This is a genomic window from Bradyrhizobium sp. HKCCYLS2038 (genome assembly GCF_051167655.1).
Lineage (GTDB): Bacteria > Pseudomonadota > Alphaproteobacteria > Rhizobiales > Xanthobacteraceae > Bradyrhizobium.
Genome location: NZ_JBNPTM010000001.1, coordinates 1,578,345 through 1,603,628, shown reverse-complemented (window position 1 = coordinate 1,603,628; position 25,284 = coordinate 1,578,345). Strand labels below are relative to the sequence as shown.

Below are 25,284 nucleotides of genomic sequence, written 5' to 3'. Positions count from 1 at the left end.
ATGAACAATCAGGTGGTGGGACGAAAGGCGGCGCTCAAAGCGAGCGGCGGAACACCAGCACTGGCAACGAAAGCACAGTGGTTGAAAGCGCAGTGGTCGAAGGGATGCGCGTCGAGAGCGCGAGCATCGAGCGGGTGCAGGCGATCTGCAGATGCGATTCAGTCATGCAAATCTCCCCGGTTCGAGCGACAATCCTCGTTCCATAGCAGCAGCGGTAAGATTTGGCAACCCGCGGCCCTCGCGCGCGGGCCGCTCACGTCAATGTGCGTCGCCGCCGCCGGCCATCGGCGAGCTCGGCTTGTTCAAGAGCATCACCATGAAGCTGAGCGCGATGTAGAAGCAGGTCAGCATGAAGAACGCATCGCCATAGCCCATCACGACGGCCTGGCGGTGCACGATCTGCGACAGCTGCTTCATTGCCATCAAGGCCGAGTCGCCCATGCCCTGCAGCTTCTGCTGCAGCATGTTCAGCGTCTCGACCGCGGTGGCATTGCCCCAGTTCACGCGCTCGTGCAGGCGCGAGATGTGCAGGTCGGTGCGATCGTTCAGCACCTGGTTGATGATCGCAAGTCCCACGGCGCCACCGAGGTTGCGCATCAGGTTGAACAGGCCGGAGGCGTTCTTGACGCGGTCCGGCGCCAGCGTGCCCAGCGCAATGTTGTTGGTCGGCACCATCGCGCACATCATGCCGACGCCGCGCAGCACCTGCGGCAGGAACAGCTCCCAGAAGTCGTAGTCGCGGGTGATGCCGGTCATCTGGTAGGAGCCGATCGCGAAAGTCACGAGGCCGAAGGAGATGATCAGGCGCATGTCGATCTTCACCATGAGACGGCCGACCACCGGTGCCATCAGGAACATGGTGACGCCGGAGACGAACATCGTCTCGCCGATCATCAGCGCGCTGTAGCCGCGGACCTCGGCGAGGTAGCGCGGATAGATGTAGGTCAATCCGTACAGGCCGATGCCGATGCAGAACTGCAGCAGACTGCCGACGGCGAAATTGCGATCGCCGAACGCGCTGAGATCGACGATCGGCTCCTCGGCCGTCAGCACGCGCCAGAAGAAGCACACCGCCGAAACCGTGCAGACCGCGGCACAGACCGCGACCGACGTGTCCTGCAGCCATTCGTGCAGCGGCCCCTCCTCCAGCACGTATTCGAGCGAGCCGAGGAAGCCGGCCATGAACAGCAGGCCCCACCAGTCGAAGCGGTCGAGCAGCGCCAAATTGGGCTGGTCGAAATCGACCAGCGCCAGCACGCCGGTGGTGATGATCACACCGGGCACGATGTTGACGAAGAACAGCCAATGCCACGACATCGCATCAGTGATGTAGCCGCCGACCGTCGGGCCGACGGTCGGCGCCAGCGTGGCGACGAGGCCGATGATCGGACCGACGATGTGGAATTTGGTGCGCGGGAACACCGTGTAGGCCGAAGCGAACACGGTCGGGATCATGCCGGCGCCGAGGAAACCCTGCAGCGCACGCCATACGATCATCTGCTCGATCGAGGAGGCGAAGCCGCACAGGAAGCTGGAGATGGTGAAGCCGGCCGCCGAGATCGCGAACAGCAGCCGCGTGCCGAGCGCGCGCGACAGGAATCCGGACAGCGGGATCGCGATGACTTCGGCGATCAGATAGGCGGTCTGCACCCACGACACTTCGCTGGAGCTCGCCGACAAGCCGGCCTGGATCTCGCTGAGCGACGCCGAGACGATCTGGATGTCCAGGATCGCCATGAACATCCCGAACACCATGATCAGGAACGCGATCAGCCTGCGCGGCGCGATGCGATCCGCCGGCGCCGCCGGCGCGCTCATGGTGGGGTCGGCTGTGGTGGCGGTGGCCATCGTCTAATTAGTCCGCTTAGGTCAGGGGAATCGCGCCGCGTCGACGGTGCGCTCCCCTCCCCCTTGCGGGGAGGGGTCGGGGGTGGGGGTCCACAACGGCAGTGCCGCCCGGAGACCCCCTACCCCGACCCTCCCCCGCAAGGGGGGAGGGAGTTCACCGCCGATGCCGAAGCATCTTCATTCAACATCGCTGAGGACCAACGCGCCTGCAGCCTTCAGTCATTCGAGGAGCTAACTACTTCCCCTGCACCATCGCCGGCGCGTCGAGGTCGGAATCGTTGTCGGCATCCTTGGCGCCGTCGGTGGTGTCGACGGTGACGTAGACCGACATGCCGGCGCGCAACAGGTTCTGCCGCGCGACGTCCTTCGGGACGCGGATGCGTACCGCCAGCCGCTGCACGATCTTGGTGAAATTGCCTGTCGCATTGTCCGGCGGCAGCAGGGTGAACACCGAGCCCGACGCTGCCGAGATGCTGTCGACGACGCCCTTGAAGCCGCGCGCGCCATAGGCGTCGACCTTGACGGTGACCGGCTGGCCCGGACGAATCCGCTTGAGCTGGGTTTCCTTGTAGTTCGCGTCGATGAAGACGTCATCGAGCGGCACGACGTTGCCCAGCCGCTGGCCGACCGCGACGAAGTCGCCGGTGTTGACGAGGCGGTTGGAGAAGGTGCCGTCGACTGGCGCACGCACCGTGGCGAAGTCGAGATCGCGCTCGGCCTTGGCGAGTGAGGTCTTCAGCTCGGCGAGCTGCGCCTGGGCTTCGGCCTGCTGCGCCTTGGTGACTTCGACATTGTCGCGCGCGGCATCGAACGCGGCCTGCGCGGCACGCACGGCGGCCAGGCCCTGATCGCGCGCGGCCTCCGACTGCTCGAAGGTCGCATGCGAGGCAAAGCCCTTGCTGCTCAGCGCCTGCTGGCGCTCATAGTCGAGCCCGGCGCGCTTCATGGCGGCTTCGGAGGACGTCAAATTGGCCTGCGCCTGCTCGACCGCGCTCTGCTGCGCGGCGATCTGGCGGCCGATCCGCGCGATGGTCGCCTCCTGCGTCGCGATCTTGCTGCGGGCAGCGTCGACGGCGATCTTGTAGTCGCCGTCGTCGATACGGAAGATCACGTCGCCCTTGTGCACGACCGAGTTGTCGCGCGGCATGATCTCCTGGATGTGGCCGGAGACGCGCGCACCGAGCATGGTGTTGTTGGCGCGGACATAGGAATCGTCGGTCGACACCATGAAGCGGCCGATCATGACGTAGTGCGTGGCGTAGCCGGCGGCGGCGAGCGCCAGCAGCACACCGATGCTCGCGAGCACCCGCTTGCGCTTGCCGGATTTGGGAGCAGCGGCCGCTGGCGCCTGAGGCTTCGCTGCGGCCGGAGCGTCCGCCGAGGGGGCCACCGGCAGCTCGAGCGGTGCCTCGGTCGTGACATCGGCTTTGGTCTCGGCCGATTTGGCTTCAGTCGCCTTAGTCTCAGTCGCCTTGGCTTCAGTCGATCTGCGCTGCGCTGTTTCCTGCGAACGGACTGGCGCTTCTTCAGCGTCTGGCCGGCGTGCCCGCACAGCCTGTTCTCTCGCAGCGGCCATCAGTGACTCCCACCCATCAACCCGAGGCGCGTCGCCCCGCAATTCCGACCGAACCGTTCGGTCAATCCATATCTACCATTGACCGAACGGTTCGGTCAATTTATATCTTCGCCACTGCAACATATCCGTGCAGATGCTTTTATGACGTTCGCACCTACCGAATCTTCGGGAACAAGCTGAACCAATGATTGATGCTGCCGACACCACACCCCCGGTGACGCACGACGAGGATTCCTCGAAGCGGCGCCAGATCCTCGAAGGCGCCCGCAAGGTCTTCATGGATCTCGGTTTCGACGGCGCCAGCATGGGCGAGATCGCGCGGGTCGCCGGCGTCTCGAAGGGCACGCTCTACGTCTACTTCACCGACAAGTTCCGCCTGTTCGAAGCGATCGTGGAAGAAGAGGCCGTACACCGCGGCGGCTCGAACTTCAGTTTCGATCCGGCCCGCGACGCCGAAACCGTGCTCAGCGAATTCGGCCATGCCTGGATCGCGGTGGTCTGCCGGCCCGGTGGCGGTTCGGCGATCCGCACCGTCATGGCGATTGCTGAGCGGATGCCGGAGGTCGGACGCCGCTACTACGATTGCGTGATCGAGGGGACCATCGGCCGGCTCGCCGCCTACCTGCAGGCCCGGGTCGAGGCCAAGGAGCTCGCGATCGATGACTGCCATCTCGCCGCCTCGCAGTTCCAGCTGATGTGCCAGGCGACGCTGTTCCTGCCCTTCATCTTCCAGGGAGCGCCGGCGCCCTCGCCCGGCGCGGTCGACAAGGTCGTCGCGAGTGCCGTGCGGATGTTTCTCGCCGCTTACGCCCTCAGGACGTGAGACTGCGCGGCTCGCGCCGAGGCGTGCGGTCATGACGATCGCGGCAAGCTCGATCCGGGACATCCGTTCTCCTTCTCGCGGCTGGTGACGCCCGAGCTTTGCTTTCAGATCACCCACGTTTCGGTCGGAGGGTGCAGGGAAGGCCGGGCGCTGGCCGCGCCCGTGGCCCGCCTGCTAAAAATGCAGGCGGCAGGAACCACAGGTCTGGCCAGAGACACCCGGCCTTCCCTGCGCGATGGGCTTACGATTTATACGTACTCTCCCCGATGTCCGGCTTGTAGCCACCGTCGTTCGTACGATGCTCCGAGCATCGATGACGAACTTGACGCCAGCATCGGGGCGCCAGGACCATACGACTTCACCGTCCTGCCGGTCGCGTTCGTCCGCTCGCGATTTCAGCGCGCTGCGCGCCGACAGGCCACCGCTCCCCGCCCCCAACGCTCGTGACGACCGCGACACGTCCCTCTTCGATCGAGGCGGGATGCGGAGAGACAATCACAATTTTCGGAAAATTGGAAGAGGAATTTTTTCGCGCGGGGACTGGACAGGGCAAATCAGCTTGATGTGGCTGAAGAAATCAGTGTCCAAGCGCACGCGGTTTCTGGAGTTCGCGAACGTAGCTCCAGCGTCATTGCGAGCGAAGCGACGCAATCCAGGGTGTCACGCGCGGCTCTGGATTGCTTCGTCGCTACGCTCCTCGCAATGACGATTGGGCAGGCACCGCGCCACACACGCGCTGTCATCGCCCGGCCTTGCCCGGGCGATCCAGTACGCCGAGGCGAACGTGATGGGGCCGATAGGCCGCGGCCTCCTGGATGCCCGCCTGCGCGGGCATGACGGCGGAGGGTGCGGCGGGCCGTCCGCTCCAAACTCCGCGTCGTCCCGGGTTGCCCGCGCTGCCACCAAACAAACAGTGTCATCCCGGGCAAGGCCGCCAACGCGAAGCGTTGGTGGACGCTGACCCGGGATCCATACGCCGTGGCGGATGTGGCTGGGCGGGATGGTGCGACCATCGTGCCTCGCACATCTCCCTCGGGTTATGGATCCCGGATCGGCGCGCGCGTGCCGCGCGCTTGTCCGGGATGACGGCGAACTTGTAGTTAGCCGCGTCGGCCTCCCAGTGCATGCGCTCCAGCTTGCCAGCGCCGCTCACCACACCAACAGCGTCATCCCGGGCAAGGCCGCCAACGCGAAGCGTTGGTGGACGCTGACCCGGGATCCATACGCCGTGGCGGATGTAGCTGGGCGGGATGGTGCGACCATCGTGCCTCGCAAATCTCCCTCGGGTTATGGATCCCGGATCGGCGCGCGCGTGCCGCGCGCTTGTCCGGGATGACGGCGAACTTGTAGTTAGCCGCGTCGGCCTCCCAGTGCATGCGCTCCAGCTTGCCAGCGCCGCTCACCACACCAACAGCGTCATCCCGGGCAAGGCCGCCAACGCGAAGCGTTGGTGGACGCTGACCCGGGATCCATACGCCGTGGCGGATGTAGCTGGGCGGGATGGTGCGACCATCGTGCCTCGCAAATCTCCCTCGGGTTATGGATCCCGGATCGGCGCGCGCGTGCCGCGCGCTTGTCCGGGATGACGGCGAACTTGTAGTTAGCCGCGTCGGCCTCCCAGTGCATGCGCTCCAGCTTGCCAGCGCCGCTCACCACACCAACAGCGTCATCCCGGGCAAGGCCGCCAACGCGAAGCGTTGGTGGACGCTGACCCGGGATCCATACGCCGTGACGAGTGTGGCTAGGCGGGATGGAACGGCCATCGTGCCTCGAACTCCTCCCTGGGGGTATGGATCCCGGATCGGCGCGCGCGTGCCGCGCGCTTGTCCGGGATGACGACGGAGTTTGGGTTGCGGTGTTTGCGTCAACACATAGGCGCTCTGATTTGCAAGGACCGCCCGCCGCAAGCTCCAGTCCTACTTCTTCCCGCTCTTGGTGGTGTGGGAATGAGAGTGGCTGCTGCTGTGGCTGTGACTATGCGAATGGCTGTGGCCATGCGCGTGCCCGTGATCATGCGTCGCCTCGATCGGCATCATCGCGACGTGGCCGTGGCGGACGCCGCGTTCGGCGATGACGTGATCGGCGAAGGCCTTGACCTCCGCCCGCTCGCCCTTGAGCACGGTGACCTCAAGGCAGCTTTCCTGGTCGATGTGGACGTGCAGGGTCGCCTGCGCGAGGCCGGAATGATCGTGCGCCTCCTGGGTAAGCCGCTTCGGCAGTTCGCGCGCGGCGTGGTCGTAGACGTAGCTGAGCGTCGCGATGCAGGCGCGGCTGTCGCTGGCTCCGGCGTCCATGGTTTCGAGACCGCTGCGCAGCAGGTCGCGAAACGCTTCAGAGCGGTTGTCGTAGCCGCGCCGCGCCATGAAGGCATCGACCTCGGCCAGCAGATCATCATCGATCGTGATCGTCAGGCGCTGCATCTTTCGTCTCCCGCTGCGGCGGCAAGCGCCTAACCACCCGATGAGTATGATGTTTTCACGTTGACATCATACTGGCATCACCATAGCGTTCTTTAACACTCGATAGCGGGGCGATGAAAGCAAGCTCGACGCGTGCCAACGACGGCGCGTGGCGGATGACGATGCGCGCCCGATGCCGAGACGGGGCTTCGTGGCGATGCGGTGGCGTGGGGCGAGTGCAGCGGTGCTGATGGCGGCTCTGGCGCAGCAGGCGCAAGCGCATCCGGAGCGTCCCCCGGCGGAGTTGCCGACCGTCGATGTCGATGCGCCCAAACGCACGAGCAGGCCGAAGCCGCAGGTCCGGCGCGAGGCGCAGCGACCGAAGCCGGGGGCGCCACGCGTGGCGACGAGCACGACTCCGACGTCGGCGGCCGAAACATCAGGCGCGCCCAACGTCGGCTCCGGCCCGGCGCGGGCGCAGGGCATGGCCAGCGAGACCACGATCTCGGGCGAGGACATCAACGCCCGCCCGGCGGCGCGCCCCGGCGAGGTGCTCGAAGCCGTGCCCGGCCTGATCGTCACGCAGCACTCCGGCGAAGGCAAAGCCAACCAGTATTTTTTGCGCGGCTATAATCTGGACCACGGCATCGACCTCGCGCTGTTCGTCGACGACGTGCCGGTCAACATGCGCACCCATGCGCATGGCCAGGGCTATGCCGATCTCAACTGGCTGATGCCGGAGACGATCGGCCGCGTCGACGTCCGAAAGGGCCCCTATTTCGCCGACGAGGGCGACTTCGCCTCGGTGGGCAGCATGCATATCGGCCTCATCGACAGCGTGCCCAAGGCGATCGCGCAGATGACGGCAGGCAGCTTCGGCTATCGCCGCTTCTTCGGCATGGACTCGGTGCATGTCGGCGACGGTCATCTGCTGATCGCCGGCGAAGCCGGCCGCTATGACGGCCCCTGGACCACGCCCGACGATGCCAAGAAGCTCAACGGCCTGATGCGCTACTCGCAGGGCACGGCGACCGACGGCTTCTCGATCACCGGCATGGCCTATGCGAACCGCTGGACCTCGACAGACCAGGTGCCGCAGCGCGCCATCGTGTCGGGCCAACTCGGCCGCTACGATGCCGCTGATCCGACCGACGGCGGCAAGACCAACCGCTTCGCGCTGTCCGGCCGCCTCGCCGGGTCGGACGAGGCCGGCTCGTGGAAGGCCAATGCCTATGTGGTGAAGAGCCAGCTCGACCTCTACAACAACTTCACCTATGCGCTGCGCGATCCCGTCGATGGCGATCAGTTTCACCAGCATGACGATCGGCTGATGGTCGGCGCCAACGCCTCGCGAACCATAACTGGCAGCTTCGCCGGCCGACCGATGGAGACGACGTTTGGCGTCCAGACCCGCTATGACGACATCGCGCTGGCGCTGAGCTACACGGCGCAACGCACCTTTCTGACACCCGTGCGCAGCGACAAGGTCGGCGAAGGCAGCGTCGGGATCTATGTCGAGAACACCGTGCGCTGGACCGACTGGCTGCGCACTACCGTCGGCTATCGCGGTGACACTTACCAGACGCATGTGTACTCGCTGTACAACGGCAACAACACCGGCGATGCCGCAGCCAGCCTCGGCAGCCCGAAGTTCCGCATGGTGATCGGGCCGTTCAACCAGACCGAGTTCTTCCTCGGCGCCGGCTACGGCATGCACAGCAACGACGCCCGCGGCGCGACGACGACGGACGATCCGAACGCGCCGGGCAACCGGATCGACTCGTCGCCGCTGCTGGTGCGCACCAAGGGCGCCGAAATCGGCGTGCGCACGCGCGTGATTCCCGGGCTCGATTCGTCGCTGAGCCTGTTCATGCTCAATCAGGATTCGGAGATCCTGTTCTCCGGCGATGCCGGCGACACCACAGCGAGCCGGCCGAGCCGGCGCTACGGTTTCGAGTTCACCAACCACTACCGCCCGGCGTCGTGGATCGACATCGACGCCGACCTCGCGATGACGCATGCCCGCTTCGTCGGCGACGATGCGGACCAGGCGACAACCTATGCCCAGCTCGTCGGTCTGGGCGCGCCAGCCGAGGTGCTGCGCGGCAACGCGCCGGGCAACTACATCCCGAACGCGCCGTCGCTGATCGCTTCAGCCGGCATCAACCTCGGCGAAAAGACTGGATGGTTCGGGTCCTTGCGCTGGCGCTATCTCGGATCGACGCCGCTGACCGAGGACAACTATTTCCGCTCGACCGCGACCAGCGTTTTCAACGGCCGCATTGGCTTCCGCGACGCCAATGGCTGGCGCATTCAGCTCGACGTGCTGAACCTGTTCAACACCAGGGCGAACCAGATTTCTTATGGCTATGGCTCGCTGCTGAAGCTGCCCGCCGACAAGCTCTACAATGATTGCTACGGCAGCGCGCCGGCGGGTCTACCGGCCCAGCTCTGCCAGACCGGCGTCATGGACCGCGTCCTGCACCCGATCGAGCCGCTGACGTTCCGGGTGACGGTGGCGGGGACGTTCTGAAGCGGGCCGCCCTCGCGACGACGGCGGTGACTTCCTCTCTCTTGCGATCAGGAGTTGACCGCCGCCCCCGGGGAAGAGTTCGCGCACGTCGCGTGCTATGATGTGTGCCTCTCTTCTCGGGATACAAAGTCATGTCCGACCGCGCCGCGCATTGGCAGACCGTCTACGCCACCAAGGCCGAGACCGAGGTCAGCTGGTATCAGAACGAACCGGCCACGTCGCTCCGGCTGATCCGGGAGTCCGGTGCTGGACCTTCGTCGCGCATCATCGACATCGGCGGCGGCGCTTCGCGATTGGTCGATGCGCTGCTTGTCGCCGGATACCGCGCGCTCACGGTGCTGGACATTTCCGAGGCGGCGCTGGCGGCAGCGCGTCATCGGCTGGGCGCGGCAGCAACTGCGGTCGACTGGATCGCAGCCGACGTGACGTCGTGGATGCCGCACGCGAACTACGACGTCTGGCACGACCGTGCCGCATTCCACTTCCTCACTGAGGCCAATGATCGTGCCGCCTACGTCGCGCGACTGAGCTCGGCCGTCGCGCCCGGCGGTGTCGTGATCATCGGCACGTTTGCACCCGACGGTCCGGAGAAGTGCAGCGGGCTGCCGGTGGTCCGCTACGATGCAGCCGCCCTCGCCGCAACATTCGGTGATGCCTTCGTACTTGAGGACAGCTGCACCGAGGCGCATCGCACGCCGTGGGGCTCGGTGCAGCAGTTCCAGTTCTGCCGGTTTCGTACCCGCTAGTCAGCAGCACAAGGGCGGGCCGTCCGTCACGATCGCGAGATCATAATCCGTGACATCGTCGCACGCGGCATCCGCCGTGGCGGACATCTGCTCGCTCTCCGGCGGCACCCGCCAGGGGATCGGCTTCGGCGGCAGGTGCTCCAGGCGTTGCGCGTCGGCAACGGCGCGGCGTGCGGTCTTCAACGATCGGCACACCAGCACGGCATGCTCCTCCGTGCTGACCTCGAAGCCCGCGCCAATCGCCTTGATGCGATACGATGCCATCTCCGCCTCTCCCACTCCGGCAGCAACCAGAACCCCGCGTGCCTTGTTCCTGGTGACTGTGGCAGGTCTAGTGTCGGCCAATGGCGGACGGCAAAGCTGGTAAACGAAGTTTTAACGCGCGCGTCGCGATAGCGGCCGTTGCGTTCCGGCGCGGGACAGGACGCGCTTTCCGCTGCATCCTGGGAGAGAGAAATCCACAGGTGCGCACAGGCGCGAGCGAATGGCGAGTAGCGAGTAGCGAGTAGCGAGTAGCGAATGAATGCACCGCCTTATCCCTATTCGCCACTCGCCATTCGCTCCTTCTCAGTAATCCCGGTATTCGTCTTCCTCGTTGATCAGTTGGCCGATCGACTTGGGCTGCTTGCGCGACGCGATCGAGCTGGTCACGTCGGGATCGCGCCGGCCATAGCCGTAGCGGCGCTGCTGGGCGCGGGCGGCCACCGTTTCGCCGGACTGCGCAGCCGGCTGGCAGATCAGCCGACGGCTGGCGCGGCGCATCAGGTCCACGTGGATATGGTCGTAGTGATAGACGTTGGAGCCGGGCGCCAGCACCGTGGTGAACTGCTGGCAGGCGCCGCCCTGGACGTCGCGCAGAAAGCCCTGCTCCTCCGGCAGTCCGATCCAGCCGTCCTTGACGGTGATGCGGCGGCCGTCGGCCAGGGTGAATGCGGCAATGTCGAGCGCATTGCCGAACGCGTGCTCGGAAATATGCGCGCTCGGATTGCCGTTCATGCCGCGACAGGAATAGGCCGAGATCTGCTTGATCTCAACGACCTTGGTGCCGAACCAGCGCTGTGCCGCCGGCTGCACCGACTCCGCGAGCCAATGATCGAGCGCCGAGACGATCGGACAGGCGAGCGTCGCGGTCGGCTTCACCGCGACCGGGCCGACACTGCCGACCGGATCGCGCGACGGTCCGAGCCGCGGCGACGTGTCCGGCGGCGGATAGGCCGCGCGCGGCGCGGCGGGCGGGCTGCGATAAAGCGAGCCGGGAGAGGACGGATCGGGCGGCACAGCGACGTCGTCCTCATCCACGGGCGGCTCGAGCTGCAGCGGCGCGCCAGGCGCGCCATAGGACGACGGCTGTGACGCTGCGCCCGGATAGGCCGCGCGCGACGATGGATAGGCCGCCTGCGGCTGCGCGACCGATGGCGGATAGGATGGCGATGAATAGGACTGCGGCTGGCGGTTGACCGGCCAGCGCGGCTGGCCGCCGATGCCCGCAGGCGGGCGCAGGCTCTCATCGGCGAAGCCGTAGCTGGCTGTGGCTTCGCCGAGCGCCGCCACCTTCAGCGGATAATCGGCGCCGCACATGCCCGGACCGGAGATCGGCTCGATGCGGACGATGTCCGCGCTTTCCTTCACCGTGCCGGATTTCAGGCACGCGATCTCGGCCTCGGCCCGCCACGGCTCGCGCTCCTGGAAAAATCCACGGCCGCACCCCGCAAGCGAAACAAGGACGATGGAGCCGACGAGATACAAACGAACTCCGCGCGTCATCTGCAGAGGTTTGCGGCAATTTGCTTAAGGACCTGTCAATGCCGTCTGTTGACGGCGTAGAAACCATCGCCGCAACGGACCGCGTCGGCCGCGGTTGAAGCGGCAGCCGCGCTGTCTTTTCTGCCGACGCCGACCGCCTATCATCATCCTGCGCTGCACAGCGCAGGTGATGTGAAAGCGGGAGCCGTGTCATGATCCCTGCAGGTCGGCTGAGCATGGTGGCAGCCTATGCCGCGTTCGCCTTCGTCGGCGCGATCGTGGTCGGACTGTTCTGAGGCTGCGTCACACGCGAACTTGATCGGCGGAGCGCGCTCCAGCTGCGAGCGTGACCTGCATCACGGAAGCGGGACGACCACGACGACTAGGGTTTCCTCAGGTTCACGACGCTCGAGGGAGCTCCAACATGAAGTCCATCTTTCTGGCCGCAGCCGCCATTCTGGTCGCGAGCAGCGCCGCGCAGGCCGGCAGCTCGATCGCCTTCAACTTCGACGGCCACAAGATCCGCGTCACCGTGCCGCGCAATTGCCAGTCGCTGTCCTGCCTGCAGGTCTCCGGCGTCGATCTCAGCGGCCTGAAGTCCAAGCTCGACGATGACGATCCGCCGGCGACCAGCACAGCGGCGTCGGCGACGCCTGCCACCGCGCCTCCGGCCGCAGCTCCCGCAGCCGCGCCGCCCGCCCCCGTCGCGGCCGCCCCGGCCGTCACGCCGCCGGCGCCGGCCGTCGCCGCACCGGCTGCCGCCGGCACGACAGTGCAGATGCCGGTGCCGCCGGCACCGATCACGGCCGCCGCGCCGGTGGACTCACAGCCCGTCGCGGCCGCCCCGGCTGCCGCTGCGGCGCCGGCCCCGACCACCGTGGCCACAGCGCCGGCCCCCACTCAGCCGGCTCCGGCGCCGGCCGCGGATCCGAATTCGCCGCTCGGCCTGTGGGCCACCGAAGGCGGCAAGGGCAACGTCGTGATCGAGCCGTGCGGCAGCAACATCTGCGGCTTTGCCGAGAAGACGCGCGAGAAGATCCTGATCAACATGAAGCCGAAGGACAGCAAATGGGTCGGCCGCATCCATGATCCGGACGGCGGCGGCAACTACGACTCCACGATCGTGCTGAAGAACGCCACCACACTGCGGGTGCAGGGCTGCGCCTTCGGCGGCCTGTTCTGCGGCGGCCAGACTTGGAAGCGCGTCGGCTGATGCCGACTTGGAAACGCGTCGGCTAACGCCGACCTGGAAACGCGTCGGCTGACGCTCCTCCCTCGACGTCAGCACGCGCCAAGGCCCTGCCGGTTCAGTACCGGCGGGGCCTTATCTCATTCGTCACCGCTCACGCCACCTTTGCCGCGACGGCCGGCGCCGGCAATGCGGCGGGCAGCGGCAGCGACAGCCGCACGCGCAGGCCGCGCGGCGTGTTCGGCATCAAGGCGATGCCGCCATCGTGCTTCTTCATGATCTCCTGTGCGATCGACAGGCCGAGGCCGAAGCCGCCCGCCGAGCGCGCCTGGTCGAGCTTGACGAACGGCTCCAGCGCGCGCGCCTGCAAGGCCTGCGGAATGCCCGGGCCGTCATCGGCGACCTCGATCGCGATCATGCCGTCGGACGCCGCCGACAGGCTCACCATCACCACGCTGCCGTGCTTGACGGCATTCTCGACCACGTTGGTGACGGCGCGCGACAGCGCGCGCGGCCGGCCCTCGCAGACCAAGCGCGAGGGTCCATCGAAGCTGACGGCGTGGCCGACATCGGCGAAGTCGCAGCAGATCGTTTCCAGCAGGCTCGCCAGCTCGATGCGCGCCGGCTGCTCGGCCTTGGTGTCGTCGCGCAAGTAATCGAGCGTCTCGTCGAGCATGCGGCTGACCTGGTCGATGTCGCGCAGCATGGCGTTGCGCATGTCGCCCTGCCCGATCCGCTCGGAGCGCAGCCGCAGCCGCGTCAGCGGCGTGCGCAAATCGTGGCTGATCGCCGCCAGCATCCGCGTGCGGTCGTCGAGCAGCGCGCGGATGCGCGCCTGCATGTCGTTCAGGGCCTCGGCGACCTGGACGATCTCACGCGGGCCGCGCCGGCTCAGAGCCTCCTGCGCGCCCGGCGAGCGGCCGAACGCGGCCGCCGCGCGCGCCACGTCGGACAGCGGCCGGATGATGGCGCGCGCCGCATAGATCGACAAGAGCACGCCGAGGATCAGGATAAGGAACAGGAACACCGCGGCCGGCTTGAGCACCATCGACCAGAACTCCAGCCGCGGCACGTCGTCGAACACGAGCGCACGCTCGCCGTCGATCTGCACGATGATCTGGGTCGGCGGCGCCGCGCCGTAGCTGACGCCATGGAGCAAGGTGACGTCGCGCAGCACGGCGAGCTGGCGCCGCGCCAGTTTCGAGGTCAACGGCACGTTCGGTACCGGCTTCGCCAGCAGCGTCAGCGCGGTCAGCGGCACCAGCTCGACCTGAATGCCGGAGCTGCGCAGGCTGGACAGGCTGCTCTCCACCGCCACCGGATCGTTCGCGGCACGGACGAAGTGCACCGCCTCGGCCACCCGCGCGACGCCGTAGGCCGGCGATTCCTGCTCGTCCGGCGGATCGAGAAACATCAGCGCGGCGGCGATCATCAGCACCATGCCGAACAGCACCGACAGCGATGCCAGCGTCACGATCTGCGTGGTGAGGCCGAGCCGCGGACATGTCTTGCGATCAGGCTTCATCGAGGCTCTCGACCTTTGGCGTGAAGACGTAGCCGCCGAGGCGCACGGTCTTGATCAGGCTCCAGCTCCTGGCGCCGGGCTCGATCTTCTGCCGGATGCGGCTGATGTGAACGTCGATGCTGCGCTCGACCGGCCCGGCCTGGCCGCCATGCGCCAGCTCGATCAGCTGCTCGCGCGACAGCACCCGTCCGGCGTTGCGGCAGAATGCGAGGAGGATGTCGAACTCGGCGCTGGTCAAGGTGATCTTGACGCGGTCCGGATCGAACAGCGTGCGCGTCGCCGGCTCGATGCGCCAGCCATCGAAGCTCATCGCCGCCTGACGCGCGGCGATCACCGCCGGATGCAGTTGCGAGCGGCGCAGCAGCGCGCGGATGCGCGCCACCAGCTCGCGCGGATTGAACGGCTTGACCACGTAGTCGTCGGCGCCGAGCTCGAGACCGAGGATGCGGTCGATGTCCTCGCCCTTCGCGGTCACCATGATGATCGGCACGGTCGAGATCTGGCGCAGCCGGCGGCAGATGCTCATGCCGTCCTCGTCGGGCAGCATCAGATCGAGCATGATGAGATCGACCTGCTCGCGCTGCAGGAGCTCGTTCATCGCCGCCGCTGACGACACGAAACGCGGCGCGAAGCCGTGCTCCTGCAACAGCTCGGTGAGCAGTGCCGCGATCTCGCGGTCATCCTCGACGCAGAGGATGCGCGCAGCAGCCGGCATGTTCGCGTCGACGGCCACGACGGTATTGTGTGACGACATCATGCGCAGAACATGGTCGATCTGCGCCGAAAAGAACAGCCCGAACCGGGCTGCGATCGTGGCGAAATCAAGCTGTATTGTTAAGGCGGAAACATTTCTTCACGCGACTTAATCCTGCGCAATGGGCGGCGCGCCTAGGGTCGCGGCATCGAACAAGCATCAGCAAGGAAGCCCGTGGCTCTTCGGCCAGCGCGGTCCTGCCCCAACCGCGACAACCTCAGCCCGTGAAGCCCGTCCCGCTCGCTTTCTGTCTCGCCATGCCGCTGCTCGCCGGTTGCGCCGTCGGTCCCGACTACGTCAAGCCGGATTTCGGCGTGCCGCAGCGCTGGAGCAGCGATCGCAACCAGCCCGCTCAGGCACTCAAGCTCGCGCAGTGGTGGCGCAATCTCGGCGACGCGGAGCTCGGTCGGCTGATCGGCGAGGCGGTGGGCGGCAATCTCGACGTCGCAGCCGCAAAGGCCCGTATCCGCGAGGCCCGCGCCACGCAACGCCAGGCGGTCGGCGCGCTGTTTCCGTCGGTGAGCGGCACCGGCACGGCGACGGAAACCCGCAGCGCCGGCACGGCGACGAGCGGCATCGCCATCGCGCCGACGACGTACAGCCAATATCAGGCCGGCTTCGATTCGAGCTGGGAGCTCGACCTGTTCGGCGCCAACCGCCGCGCGGTTGAAGCCGCGACCTACGGCGTCGACGCCGCCGAGGACGATCTGCGCGCGACGCTTCTGACTCTCATCGGCGACGTCGCCTCGAACTACATCGACGCGCGCGCCTACCAGGCGCGGGCGGCGCTGGCACGGCGCACCGCCGCCTCGCAGCGCGAGACCGCCGCGCTCACCGAGCGCAAGCAGGAGGCCGGTTCGGCGTCCGCGGTCGACACCGCCAGAGCGAGCGCGCTGGCCGCCAGCACGGAAGCCACCATTCCGAGCTATGAGAGCAGCTATCAGCAGGCGGTGCACCGCCTCGGCGTGCTGCTCGGCCGCGATCCCGCCGCGCTGAGCCAGCGGCTGGCGCGGGCGCTGCCGATCCCCTCGCCGCGCCTGCCACTGTCGAAGGGCATTCCCGCCGACGTGCTGGTGATGCGGCCCGACGTTCGCAAGGCCGAGCGCCAGCTCGCGCAATTCACCGCGAAGATCGGACAGGCGACCGCCGCGCTGTACCCGGACGTCAGCCTGACCGGCACGGTCTCGACGACGGCGCTGAAGCTCGGCGATCTCGGCAAGAGCTCGACCATCGGCTGGTCGATCGGACCGAGCGTGTCTGTCCCGGTCTTCAACGGCGGCAAGCTGCGCGCCGCCGTCGAGATCGCCGAAGCGCAGCGCGATGAGCATCACGTCGCGTGGCGCAGCGCCGTGCTGAGCGCGCTCGAGGATGTCGAGAACGCCATCGTCGGCCTCGGCCAGGAGCGCCTGCGCATCCGCAGCCTGAGCGAGTCGGCGCGGCGGTATGGCGAAGCCGCGCGGCTGTCGCGCGCGCTGTACCAGACGGGATCCAGCACCTTCCTCGACGTGCTCGACGCCGAGCGCTCGCAGTTCAGCGCCGAGGACAGCCTGCTCGCGAGCCGCGCCACGCTCGCAAAGAACTACGTGGCGCTGGCCAAGGCGCTGGGCGGCGGCTGGACCGGCCCGATCGACAGCTCGGTGCCCGAGATTATCGACGAAGGCACGGGGCCGCATCTCGCACAGACCATGATGCCCAGGTGACGTGCCGTTCCAAGCATCAAAAGCGAACCGTTCAATGAATGCACCCCTGCCCCAAATGCCCCGGCCGGTCGCGACCGACGAGAGCCTCTCGCCGCCGACAAAATCAAAGCGGCCGCGTCGCCGGATGTGGCTTGCCATCGGCGTGGCCGTGTTGCTCGCCGCCGGCCTGATCGCCAACCGATACCGGAGCAATCCAAACGCGAGCCTGATGACGGCCCCCGTCACCGTCGGCGACATCGAGCAGACGGTGCTGGCCACCGGCACGTTGAAGCCGGTCAAGCTGGTTGCGGTCGGCGCCCAGGCATCGGGGCGTCTGGTCGCGCTCAATGTCAAGCTTGGCCAGAAGGTCAGGGCCGGCGATCTGATCGGGGAGATCGACTCGCTGACGCAGCAGAATACGCTGCGCACCAACGAAGCGAGCCTGCGCAACGTCCGTGCCCAGCGCGACGAGAAACTGGCCACGCTGGCGCTCGCCGAGGCCAATCTGGCGCGGCAGCAGACGACACTGGCGCAGAAGGCCTCATCGCGCGCCGACTATGACAGCGCCGAGGCCACCGTGAAGCAGACCGAGGCGCAGATCGCGCAGCTGGAGGCGCAGATCATCGAGGCCGAGGTCGCGATCGAAACGGCGCGCGTCAATCTCGGCTACACCAGGATCACCGCGCCGATCGACGGCAGCGTGCTGTCGATCGTCACGCAGCAGGGCCAGACCGTGAATGCCGTGCAATCGGCACCGACCATCGTCGTGCTCGGCCAGGTCGAAACCATGATCGTACGCGTCGAGATTTCGGAAGCGGATGTCGTCAGGGTCCGGCCCGGACAGAACGTCTACTTCACGATCCTCGGCGATCCCGACCGCCGCTACCAGGCGACGCTCGGCACCATCGAGCCCGCCCCGGAATCGATCAAGAGCGATTCGAGCTTTTCCTCGACCACGACCACGACGTCGAGCTCCAGCACGTCGTCCTCCTCCACGGCGATCTACTACAACGGCGTCTTCGATATCGCCAATCCCGACGGGCGGCTGATGACCTACATGACCGCCGAGGTCCACATCCTGCTCGGCGAGGCCCGCAACGTGCTGACCATCCCGTCATCAGCGCTCGGCAACGCTGCTGCCGACGGCAGCTACCCGGTTCGCGTGCTCGACGGCGCCGGCCAGCTCGAGAAGCGCAGCGCGCGGATCGGCCTCAACAACAAGATCCGGGCGGAGGTGACGTCCGGCCTGCGCGAGGGAGACCGCGTCGTCATCTCCGCGCCCGACCAGGGCCCGAAGCAGACGATCATGCCGCCGCCGCCCAACGCTGGAGGCATGTGATGGCGGACCTCCTCATCGACCTGCAGGATGTCGGCCGGCGCTACGCGTCGGGCGAGAGCACGGTGCATGCCTTGCGTGGCGTCGACATCCGGATCGCGCGCGGCGAGATGGTCGCCATCATCGGCCAATCCGGCTCCGGCAAATCGACCTTGATGAACATCCTCGGCTGCCTCGACCGGCCGACCTCCGGCAGCTACCGGATCGCCGGCCGCGAGATGGGCTCGCTCGATCCGGACGAACTGGCGGCGCTGCGCCGCGAGCATTTCGGATTCATCTTCCAGCGCTATCATCTGCTCGGCGAACTCACCGCCGCTGAAAACACCGAAGTGCCCGCCGTCTATGCCGGCCTCGGGCCAGACGCTCGCCGCAGCAAGGCGGAGCGGCTGCTGCAGCGGCTCGGCATGGGCAGCCGCAGCGGCCATACGCCGGGGCAGCTCTCGGGCGGCCAGCAGCAGCGGGTCTCGATCGCCCGCGCCCTCGTCAACGACCCCGACGTGATCCTGGCCGACGAGCCGACCGGCGCGCTCGATCGCGCCAGCGGCGACGAGGTGCTGCGCATTCTCGACGAGATCAGTGCGTCCGGACGCACCGTCATCATCGTCACGCATGATGCCGGCGTCGCGCAGCGGGCGCGGCGCATCATCGAGATCCAGGACGGCCGCGTGCTCTCCGACCGGCCCAATCCGCAGCGATCGGTCATCACGCCGCCCGCAACGGTCGAGGATCACCCCCCCGCGATGTCCTCGTGGTGGCGCAGCCAGGTCGATCGCTTCCGGGAAGCGGCGCGGATGGCGCTGCTCGCCATGAATGCGCACCGGATGCGCGCGTTCCTCACCATGCTCGGCATCATCATCGGCGTCGCCTCGGTCATCATGGTGCTCGCGCTCGGCAGCGGCTCGCAGGCCAGGGTGCTGAAGGACATCAACCGGCTCGGCACCAACACGCTCGAATTCTTTCCCGGCAAGGATTTCGGCGACACGCGCTCCGGCAAGATCAGGACGCTGGTGCTCGCCGACGCCAGGGTGATGGCGCAGGAGCCTTATGTCGATGCGATTTCGCCGACGGTGTCGACGACGAGCACGCTGCGCTTCGGCGCGACCGAGGTCAGCGCGCAGATCTCGGGCGTGGGCGAGCAGTATTTCCGGGTCAAGAACACCGAGCTCGCCGAGGGCAGCTATCTCGACGCCGACACCGTGCGCTCCTATGCGCAGGATGCCGTGATCGACGACAATGCGCGCAAGGCGCTGTTTCCCGATACGGATGTCAGCCCGCTCGGCAGCGTGATCCTGATCGGCAAGGTGCCGTGCCGGATCGTCGGCGTGACCAAGCAGCAGCAGGCCGGGTTCGGCTCCAGCTCGACGCCGATCGTCTATCTGCCCTACACCACGGTGCAGGCGCGCTTCCTCGGCAACCAGGTGCTGCGCAGCATCAGCGTCCGCGTCGACGAGGCGACGCCGATGGCTGCAGCCGAGCGCGCCGCGACGGCGCTGCTGACTGCCCGGCACAATGCCAAGGATTTCTTCGTCCTCAACACCGACGACATCCGCAAGACCGTCGAGAGCACGACGCAGGTGCTGACCCTGCTGGTGGCAGCCATCGCGGTGATCTCGCTTTTGGTCGGCGGCATCGGCGTCATGAACATCATGCTGGTGTCGGTGTCGGAGCGCGTCGGCGAAATCGGCGTGCGGATGGCGGTCGGCGCCCGGCGCAGCGACATCCTGATGCAGTTCCTGATCGAGGCGGTGCTGGTGTGCCTGCTCGGCGGCGCGCTGGGGCTCGCCCTCGCCATCGGATTCGGCGCGGCCTTCAATGCGCTCGACCTCGGCTTCCAGCTGATCTACTCGCCGCTCGCGATGGCCGGCTCCGCCGTGATCTCCATGGCGATCGGCATCGCCTTCGGCTACATGCCCGCCCGCAACGCCTCCCGGCTCGATCCGGCCACGGCATTGGCGAGGGAGTAGTTCCATTGGCTGCGGTCAACCCGGCGGGTCGCCACGTAAAGAGCCGTCGTCCCGGCGAACGCCGGGACCCATAACCACCGCTGAACTTGATTACGAAGGAAGATGACGCGCAGCCGTTCCGCCAATTCACATCACGCGGTATGGGTCCGGGCGTTCGCCGGGACGACAACGGAGTGTGAGCCGGCATCGTGCCACAGCGTTGTTGTGCCGCTGGCTACCGCTTCGCCGCCACCTGCGTCCCCGCCGGCGCATCCTTCGCGACGGCGCCCTTGTCGACCCATTCGGGCGGGGCGCCGAGGCGGTTGGCGACCATGCCGATCAGGCCCGGGTCCCGGCCGAACGCTTCGCAGGCCGCGTTCTTCGGCTTGCCGCCGAGGGCCGCCCCGATGCGGTCGATCGATGGCAGCTTGGGGGCTTTGCCGAATGGCGTTTCACCCGTGATCAGCATCTGGCCGAAATCGGCGCTGAACGAACTGGCGAGATCATAGGCATCGCCCGCCTGCGACAGCACGGGCGAATTGGTGAACGAGTTGGCGCCGCGCGCCCACACCATCGCGGCCTGCTGCTGGCCTTTGCGATCGAGCGCTTCCGCTTCGATCGTCAGACTGCCGAGCCCGATCGGCAGCCGCGGCACCGGCACGGGAACGCCGAGCGCGCCCGGCACCGCGGAGACGACCTTGGAGGCCCCTGCGGCGACCGGATCGGTCGGGCTGGCCTGGGTGATGAAGGTGCGCGTGGTCAGATCCGCCCGCTCGTTCGGCGCGACGACGGTGAAACGTTCGCTCAAATTGAGGCACAGCGCACGGTCCACCGCGTTGGCTACCAGTTGGCGCTGCTCGACGGTGAGCACCGCGCCCGCTTCTCCTGAAAACGATGTCGGCATGATGCGGATGGTCGACGCCGCGAGCACGCTGTCCTTGTTGACGTCGAGCAGCGACTTGGCAAGGACACCGTTCGATTCCGCCAGCGTCTGATAGGAACGGAGCGCGCCGCTCTGCGTCATCGGCGCCGTGGCGCAGCCGGCGAGGCTCAAGCCCGTGCACAGCACCGCGAGATGGATGCCGATCGTTCCGCGACCTGATCTGACGAAAGCCCCGACCTTGCCGTCGACCATGCCCGGACCGCCCTGCTCTGTGCATCGCCCATCGCGGGCGGCGCCTGCTTGTCCTCCGACAATTCGGACAGCGTGGGGCGGAAGCGTGGAAGAATGTCACGGCACCGGCGCCAACAAAGGAGAGAGTGCGGCGAGTTTGTCGCAGCCGTGGCGTTCATGCACCAAGCCGAGGCGATGCCGTGGCACAGCCTCTGCGGCAACCATGTTCGAGATCCGCCTACGCTCACCCCACTAGCTTGTCCAAGGTGATCGGCAGGTCGCGCACGCGTTTGCCGGTGGCGTGATAGACTGCATTGGCGATCGCAGCGGGCACGCCGACGATGCCGATCTCGCCGACGCCCTTGATGCCCATCTTGTTGATGATGCGGTCCTCCTCCTCGACGAAGATCACCTCGATGTCGTGAATGTCGGCATTCACTGGCATGTGATACTCGGCGATGTTGGCATTCATGATGCGCCCGAAGCGATGATCAATCTGCGCTTCTTCGTGCAGCGCCATGCCGATCCCCATGACCACGCCGCCCATGATTTGGCTAGCGGCCGTCTTGGTGTTGAGGATGCGTCCCGCCGCGACGGCATTGACGATGCGCGTCACCCTGATGACGCCGAGCTCCTCGTCGATCTTCACCTCGGCGAAGACCGCCGAATGCGTGTTATGGGCGTGCTTGTCGTCGTCCTCGAACTCCGAGCCGCGCTCCTTCTCGATGCGATCCATGCCGCCATGGCGCATCACGTCGGACATCGCCACCGACCGACTGCGATCGGCGATTGCGACGACGGCGCCGTCGACCAAGGTCACCGCGTCGGCGGTCAAACCCTGCAACGGCGAGTCCGGCATGGTCTGGGCCATCTTCAGCAGTTCGGCGCGAATGTCATCTGCAGCATTGACGATGGCGTGCGAGATCGACGCCGCCGTCCACGAGCCGCCCTCGACCGGCGCCTTCGGCAGACTGGAATCACCGAGCTTCACCGTAATGCTGTCGAGCGGAACGCCGAGCATGTCTGCGGCGACCTGGGCTATAATTGTGTAGGTACCGGTGCCGATGTCGGACGTGGCGCTCGCCACCTCGACGTGGCCGTTTGCCGTCATCACGATACGGGTCGCAAACGGCATCTGCAATGCTTCCCAGGCGCCGCTCGCCATGCCCCAGCCGACCAGTTCGCGACCGTCGCGCATCGAACGCGGCTCCGGGTTGCGCTTCGACCAGCCGAAGACGTCGGCGCCCTGCTGATAGCACTCCTTCAGCCGCTTGCTGGAGAACGGCAGGTTCTTGTCCTGGTCGCGGTCGGAGTAGCAGCGCAGCCGCAGCTCGAGCGGATCCATCTTCAGCGCGACAGCGAGCTCGTCCATCGCGCATTCCAACCCATAGACGCCACTGGCGGCGCCGGGCCCGCGCATGTCACCCGGAGTCGGCACGTCGAGCCTGGCAAGCCGATGCGTCGCGCGCGACGTCTCGGAGGTGTAGAGCACCTCGCCCCAACCGATGTCGTTGCGCGAGAACGCCTCGTGCTGCGACGTCATGGCGATCGCCTCGTGGGTCAGCGCCGCCAGCGTGCCGTCCTCATCAGCGCCGAGCGCCAGCCGTTCGATCGTCGCCGGCCGATAGCACAGGCCATACATCTGCGCCCGGCTGAGCACGACCCGCACCGACCGCTTCAGCTTCAGCGCCGCCATGGTGGCGAGCGCGACCTGGTATTGCGGCCGCAGGCCGGAGCCGAAGGCGCCACCGACGAAAGGCGACATCACCTGGACGTCCTCATCCCTCAGCTCGAATACGCTGCAGACGTAGCGCTGCACGTTCTGCACGCCCTGCGTTTTGTCGTAGACCACGAGCTTGCCGCCGTCCTTCCAAAGCACGGTCGAGGCGTAGAGCTCCATCGGGTTATGGTACTCGATCGGCACGCCATAGTCCGCATCCTGGCGCACCCGCGCGCCGGCCAGTGCCTTGGTCGCATCCCCGCGTGGCTTCACCGGCTTGTCGACCTTGAACGCCTGCTCGCGCTTGGCATGCAGATCGGTCGCGAACTCCTCGCTGTGATAGCTGATGTCGACAAGCGTCGCCGCGAAGCGCGCCGTGTCCTCATCCTCGGCGACGACGAGCGCGACCGGCTGGAAGTTGAAATGCACCCGGTCGTCGTAGAGCGGGCGATAGGGCGAGCCGTCCTCCGGCGCGACCTCGTCACGGTAGCCGTCGTCCTTGTCGGCCATGCGGACGCGATTGGTGTGGGTCAGCACATCGATGACGCCCTCGACCGCGCGTGCGCGGCTGCTGTCGATGCTGACTATGCGGCCTCTCGGAATGGTGGAGCTGACGACGACGCCGAAGGCGAGATCGGGCGCGGTGAACTCGCCGGCATATTTTGCGGCCCCGGTGACCTTGGCGCGGCCATCGACGCGGGAGGTGGCAGTGCCGATGTGAGCTGTCATGCGATCACCGGATGGTCTTGATGGATTGAATCTGCGGCGTGCCGTTCGCGGCCTGCGTCAGCGTACGAATGATGGCGCGGCGGGCGAGCGGGAGCTTGAAGGCGTTGTGCCGGTAAGGCTTCGCATCCCTCAGCAGAATGTCCGCCGCCCGGCCGAACGCCTCAGGACTCGGCGTCTGTCCGCACAGAACCGATTCCGCGGCCTCGCTGCGCCACGGCTTGTGGGCGACGCCGCCGAGCGCGAGGCGGGCTTCGGCGATGCGATCGCCATCGCGCGCGAGCGCAGCGGCCACCGAGACCAGCGCGAACGCGTAGGACAGGCGGTCGCGAATCTTGAGATAGCTGTAGTTCGCGGCAAAGCCCTGCGCCGGCAGCTCGATGGCGGTGACGATCTCGTCGGCCTGCAGCGTGTTGTCGAGATCGGGGCGATCGCCGGGCAGCCGGTGAAAGTCGGCAAAGGCGATGACGCGCTCGCCCTGGGTCCCAGCAACGTGCACCGTGGCGTCGAGCGCGGCGAGCGCGACGCACATGTCGGAGGGATGGGTGGCGATGCAGGCCGCGCTGGTGCCGAGGATCGCATGGTTGCGATTGAGGCCCTCGGTGGCGGAGCAGCCTGCGCCCGGGTTGCGCTTGTTGCAGGGCGTGGCGACATCGTAGAAATAGGCGCAGCGGGTCCGCTGCAGCAGGTTGCCGCCGGTCGAGGCCATGTTGCGCAGCTGCGCCGAGGCGCCGGCGAGGATCGCGCTCGCCAGCAACGGATAGCGGCTCTCGATCAGGGGATGATAGGCCAAGGTGCTGTTCGGCACGAGCGCGCCGATCCTGACGCCGCCGCCGCTGGTCTCCTCTACCGTGGTCAGCGGCAGCCGGCTGATATCGATCAGGCGGGGGGGCTGCTCGACCCGATACTTCATCAGGTCGATCAAATTGGTGCCGCCGGCGATGAACTTTGCATCGGGCACGCCTGCCTTCAGCCTGACGGCATCAGCGACATCGCTGGCGCGCGCGTAGTCGAAATTGTTCATCGACTGCCTCCCATCGCCTGCTCGATCGCGCCGACGATGTTCGGATAGGCGCCGCAGCGGCAGATGTTGCCGCTCATCAGTTCGCGGATCTCGTCTTTCGTCTTCGCCCTGCCCTCGGCGATCAGGCCGGCGGCCGAGCAGATCTGGCCGGGCGTGCAATAGCCGCATTGAAAGGCGTCGTGATCGATGAAGGCCTGCTGCAGCGGATGCAGCTCATCGCCCTTGGCGAGCCCCTCGATGGTGGTGATCTCGGCGCCATCCTTCATGACCGCGAGCGTCAGGCAGGACAGCACGCGACGGCCGTCGATCAGCACGGTGCAGGCGCCGCATTGGCCGTGATCGCATCCCTTCTTGGTGCCGGTGAGATCGACATGATCGCGCAGGAGGTCGAGCAGCGTCGTCCAGGGTGCCACGGACAGCGTGCGGCTCTCGCCATTGATCCGAAGCGTGATGGACAGCGGTGCGGGCTTGGTGAGAGGTGCGGCACTCTCGCGCGACGGGCTCATGCGGGGGTCTCCGTTGACGGACCCGCGTCAACCCGCGATGGCGCGATTGGTTCTCATCGATTTTTCGGACGACGGAAGGCGCGCCTACCCCGGCGGGCGC

At 66.9% G+C, this 25,284-nt stretch carries 19 protein-coding genes; 7 read left to right on the top strand and 12 right to left on the bottom strand.

Features of this window, described 5'->3' with window-relative positions:
• Positions 1-34: 34 nt before the first annotated feature.
• The 3 genes from ACQR1I_RS06935 to ACQR1I_RS06925 all read right to left on the bottom strand — a co-directional run bounded on the left by ACQR1I_RS06935 (position 35) and on the right by ACQR1I_RS06925 (position 3,424).
• Positions 35-166, bottom strand: a complete 132-nt coding sequence (locus tag ACQR1I_RS06935) for a hypothetical protein (RefSeq protein ID WP_434869022.1) — start codon at positions 164-166, stop codon at positions 35-37.
• A gap of 92 nt (positions 167-258) precedes the next feature.
• Positions 259-1,848, bottom strand: a complete 1,590-nt coding sequence (locus ACQR1I_RS06930) for a DHA2 family efflux MFS transporter permease subunit (protein ID WP_434869023.1) — start codon at positions 1,846-1,848, stop codon at positions 259-261.
• Between the two features lie 235 nt (positions 1,849-2,083).
• Positions 2,084-3,424 carry an HlyD family secretion protein gene (locus ACQR1I_RS06925; RefSeq protein ID WP_434869024.1) on the bottom strand — a complete coding sequence of 447 codons (1,341 nt, stop codon included), beginning with the start codon at positions 3,422-3,424 and terminating at the stop codon, positions 2,084-2,086.
• A gap of 184 nt (positions 3,425-3,608) precedes the next feature.
• Between ACQR1I_RS06925 and ACQR1I_RS06920 the strand changes: the two genes are divergently transcribed.
• Positions 3,609-4,247, top strand: a complete 639-nt coding sequence (locus ACQR1I_RS06920; protein ID WP_434869025.1) for a TetR/AcrR family transcriptional regulator — start codon at positions 3,609-3,611, stop codon at positions 4,245-4,247.
• Between the two features lie 1,916 nt (positions 4,248-6,163).
• On the opposite strand, the gene nikR is transcribed toward ACQR1I_RS06920, so the two are convergent.
• Entirely contained in the window at positions 6,164-6,667 is a 504-nt protein-coding gene (gene nikR / locus ACQR1I_RS06915) for a nickel-responsive transcriptional regulator NikR (RefSeq protein WP_434869026.1), read from the bottom strand.
• A gap of 172 nt (positions 6,668-6,839) precedes the next feature.
• Between nikR and ACQR1I_RS06910 the strand changes: the two genes are divergently transcribed.
• Both ACQR1I_RS06910 and ACQR1I_RS06905 read left to right on the top strand, forming a co-directional pair.
• Positions 6,840-9,179 carry a TonB-dependent receptor domain-containing protein gene (locus tag ACQR1I_RS06910; RefSeq protein WP_434869027.1) on the top strand — a complete coding sequence of 780 codons (2,340 nt, stop codon included), beginning with the start codon at positions 6,840-6,842 and terminating at the stop codon, positions 9,177-9,179.
• Between the two features lie 131 nt (positions 9,180-9,310).
• Positions 9,311-9,925 (top strand): class I SAM-dependent methyltransferase, encoded by a 615-nt coding sequence (locus ACQR1I_RS06905; RefSeq protein WP_434869028.1) that lies wholly within the window; start codon positions 9,311-9,313, stop codon positions 9,923-9,925.
• On the opposite strand, the gene ACQR1I_RS06900 is transcribed toward ACQR1I_RS06905, so the two are convergent.
• Positions 9,926-10,189 carry a hypothetical protein gene (locus tag ACQR1I_RS06900; protein WP_434869029.1) on the bottom strand — a complete coding sequence of 88 codons (264 nt, stop codon included), beginning with the start codon at positions 10,187-10,189 and terminating at the stop codon, positions 9,926-9,928. It lies immediately after the preceding gene.
• A gap of 303 nt (positions 10,190-10,492) precedes the next feature.
• Positions 10,493-11,689, bottom strand: a complete 1,197-nt coding sequence (locus ACQR1I_RS06895) for an extensin-like domain-containing protein (RefSeq protein WP_434869030.1) — start codon at positions 11,687-11,689, stop codon at positions 10,493-10,495.
• Between the two features lie 403 nt (positions 11,690-12,092).
• On the opposite strand from ACQR1I_RS06895, the gene ACQR1I_RS06890 reads away from it, so the two are divergent.
• Positions 12,093-12,881, top strand: coding sequence for a DUF2147 domain-containing protein (locus ACQR1I_RS06890; protein ID WP_434869031.1), 789 nt, complete (start codon positions 12,093-12,095; stop codon positions 12,879-12,881).
• A gap of 130 nt (positions 12,882-13,011) precedes the next feature.
• Here ACQR1I_RS06890 and ACQR1I_RS06885 read toward each other — a convergent pair whose 3' ends face one another.
• Both ACQR1I_RS06885 and ACQR1I_RS06880 read right to left on the bottom strand, forming a co-directional pair.
• Positions 13,012-14,382, bottom strand: coding sequence for an ATP-binding protein (locus tag ACQR1I_RS06885; protein ID WP_434869032.1), 1,371 nt, complete (start codon positions 14,380-14,382; stop codon positions 13,012-13,014).
• The gene (locus ACQR1I_RS06880; protein ID WP_434869033.1) at positions 14,372-15,139 is read right to left on the bottom strand and encodes a response regulator; all 768 of its coding nucleotides are present in this window, start codon (positions 15,137-15,139) and stop codon (positions 14,372-14,374) included. Before ACQR1I_RS06880 ends, ACQR1I_RS06885 begins: the two co-directional genes overlap by 11 nt.
• A 254-nt stretch (positions 15,140-15,393) precedes the next feature.
• Here ACQR1I_RS06880 and ACQR1I_RS06875 point away from each other — a divergent pair, with 254 nt between their 5' ends.
• From ACQR1I_RS06875 to ACQR1I_RS06865, 3 genes are read left to right on the top strand one after another with little or no spacing between them, the layout of a single operon-like run.
• Positions 15,394-16,836: an efflux transporter outer membrane subunit gene (locus ACQR1I_RS06875; RefSeq protein WP_434869114.1), complete on the top strand. Its 1,443-nt coding sequence runs from the start codon at positions 15,394-15,396 to the stop codon at positions 16,834-16,836.
• 34 nt (positions 16,837-16,870) lie between these two features.
• Entirely contained in the window at positions 16,871-18,154 is a 1,284-nt protein-coding gene (locus tag ACQR1I_RS06870) for an efflux RND transporter periplasmic adaptor subunit (RefSeq protein ID WP_434869034.1), read from the top strand.
• Positions 18,154-20,115, top strand: coding sequence for a MacB family efflux pump subunit (locus ACQR1I_RS06865; protein WP_434869035.1), 1,962 nt, complete (start codon positions 18,154-18,156; stop codon positions 20,113-20,115). The genes ACQR1I_RS06870 and ACQR1I_RS06865 overlap by 1 nt, the downstream gene beginning before the upstream one ends.
• Positions 20,116-20,329: 214 nt before the next feature.
• Here the strand turns inward: ACQR1I_RS06865 and ACQR1I_RS06860 are convergent, their stop codons facing one another.
• From ACQR1I_RS06860 to ACQR1I_RS06845, 4 genes are all read right to left on the bottom strand, one after another.
• Entirely contained in the window at positions 20,330-21,229 is a 900-nt protein-coding gene (locus tag ACQR1I_RS06860; protein ID WP_434869036.1) for a DUF3313 domain-containing protein, read from the bottom strand.
• Positions 21,230-21,452: 223 nt separating this feature from the next.
• Positions 21,453-23,657 carry a xanthine dehydrogenase family protein molybdopterin-binding subunit gene (locus tag ACQR1I_RS06855; RefSeq protein ID WP_434869037.1) on the bottom strand — a complete coding sequence of 735 codons (2,205 nt, stop codon included), beginning with the start codon at positions 23,655-23,657 and terminating at the stop codon, positions 21,453-21,455.
• 4 nt (positions 23,658-23,661) lie between these two features.
• Positions 23,662-24,678, bottom strand: a complete 1,017-nt coding sequence (locus tag ACQR1I_RS06850; protein WP_434869038.1) for an FAD binding domain-containing protein — start codon at positions 24,676-24,678, stop codon at positions 23,662-23,664.
• Complete coding sequence (locus ACQR1I_RS06845; protein WP_434869039.1) at positions 24,675-25,184, bottom strand: (2Fe-2S)-binding protein; 510 nt, start codon at positions 25,182-25,184, stop codon at positions 24,675-24,677. The genes ACQR1I_RS06850 and ACQR1I_RS06845 overlap by 4 nt, the downstream gene beginning before the upstream one ends.
• Between the last annotated feature and the right edge of the window lie 100 nt (positions 25,185-25,284).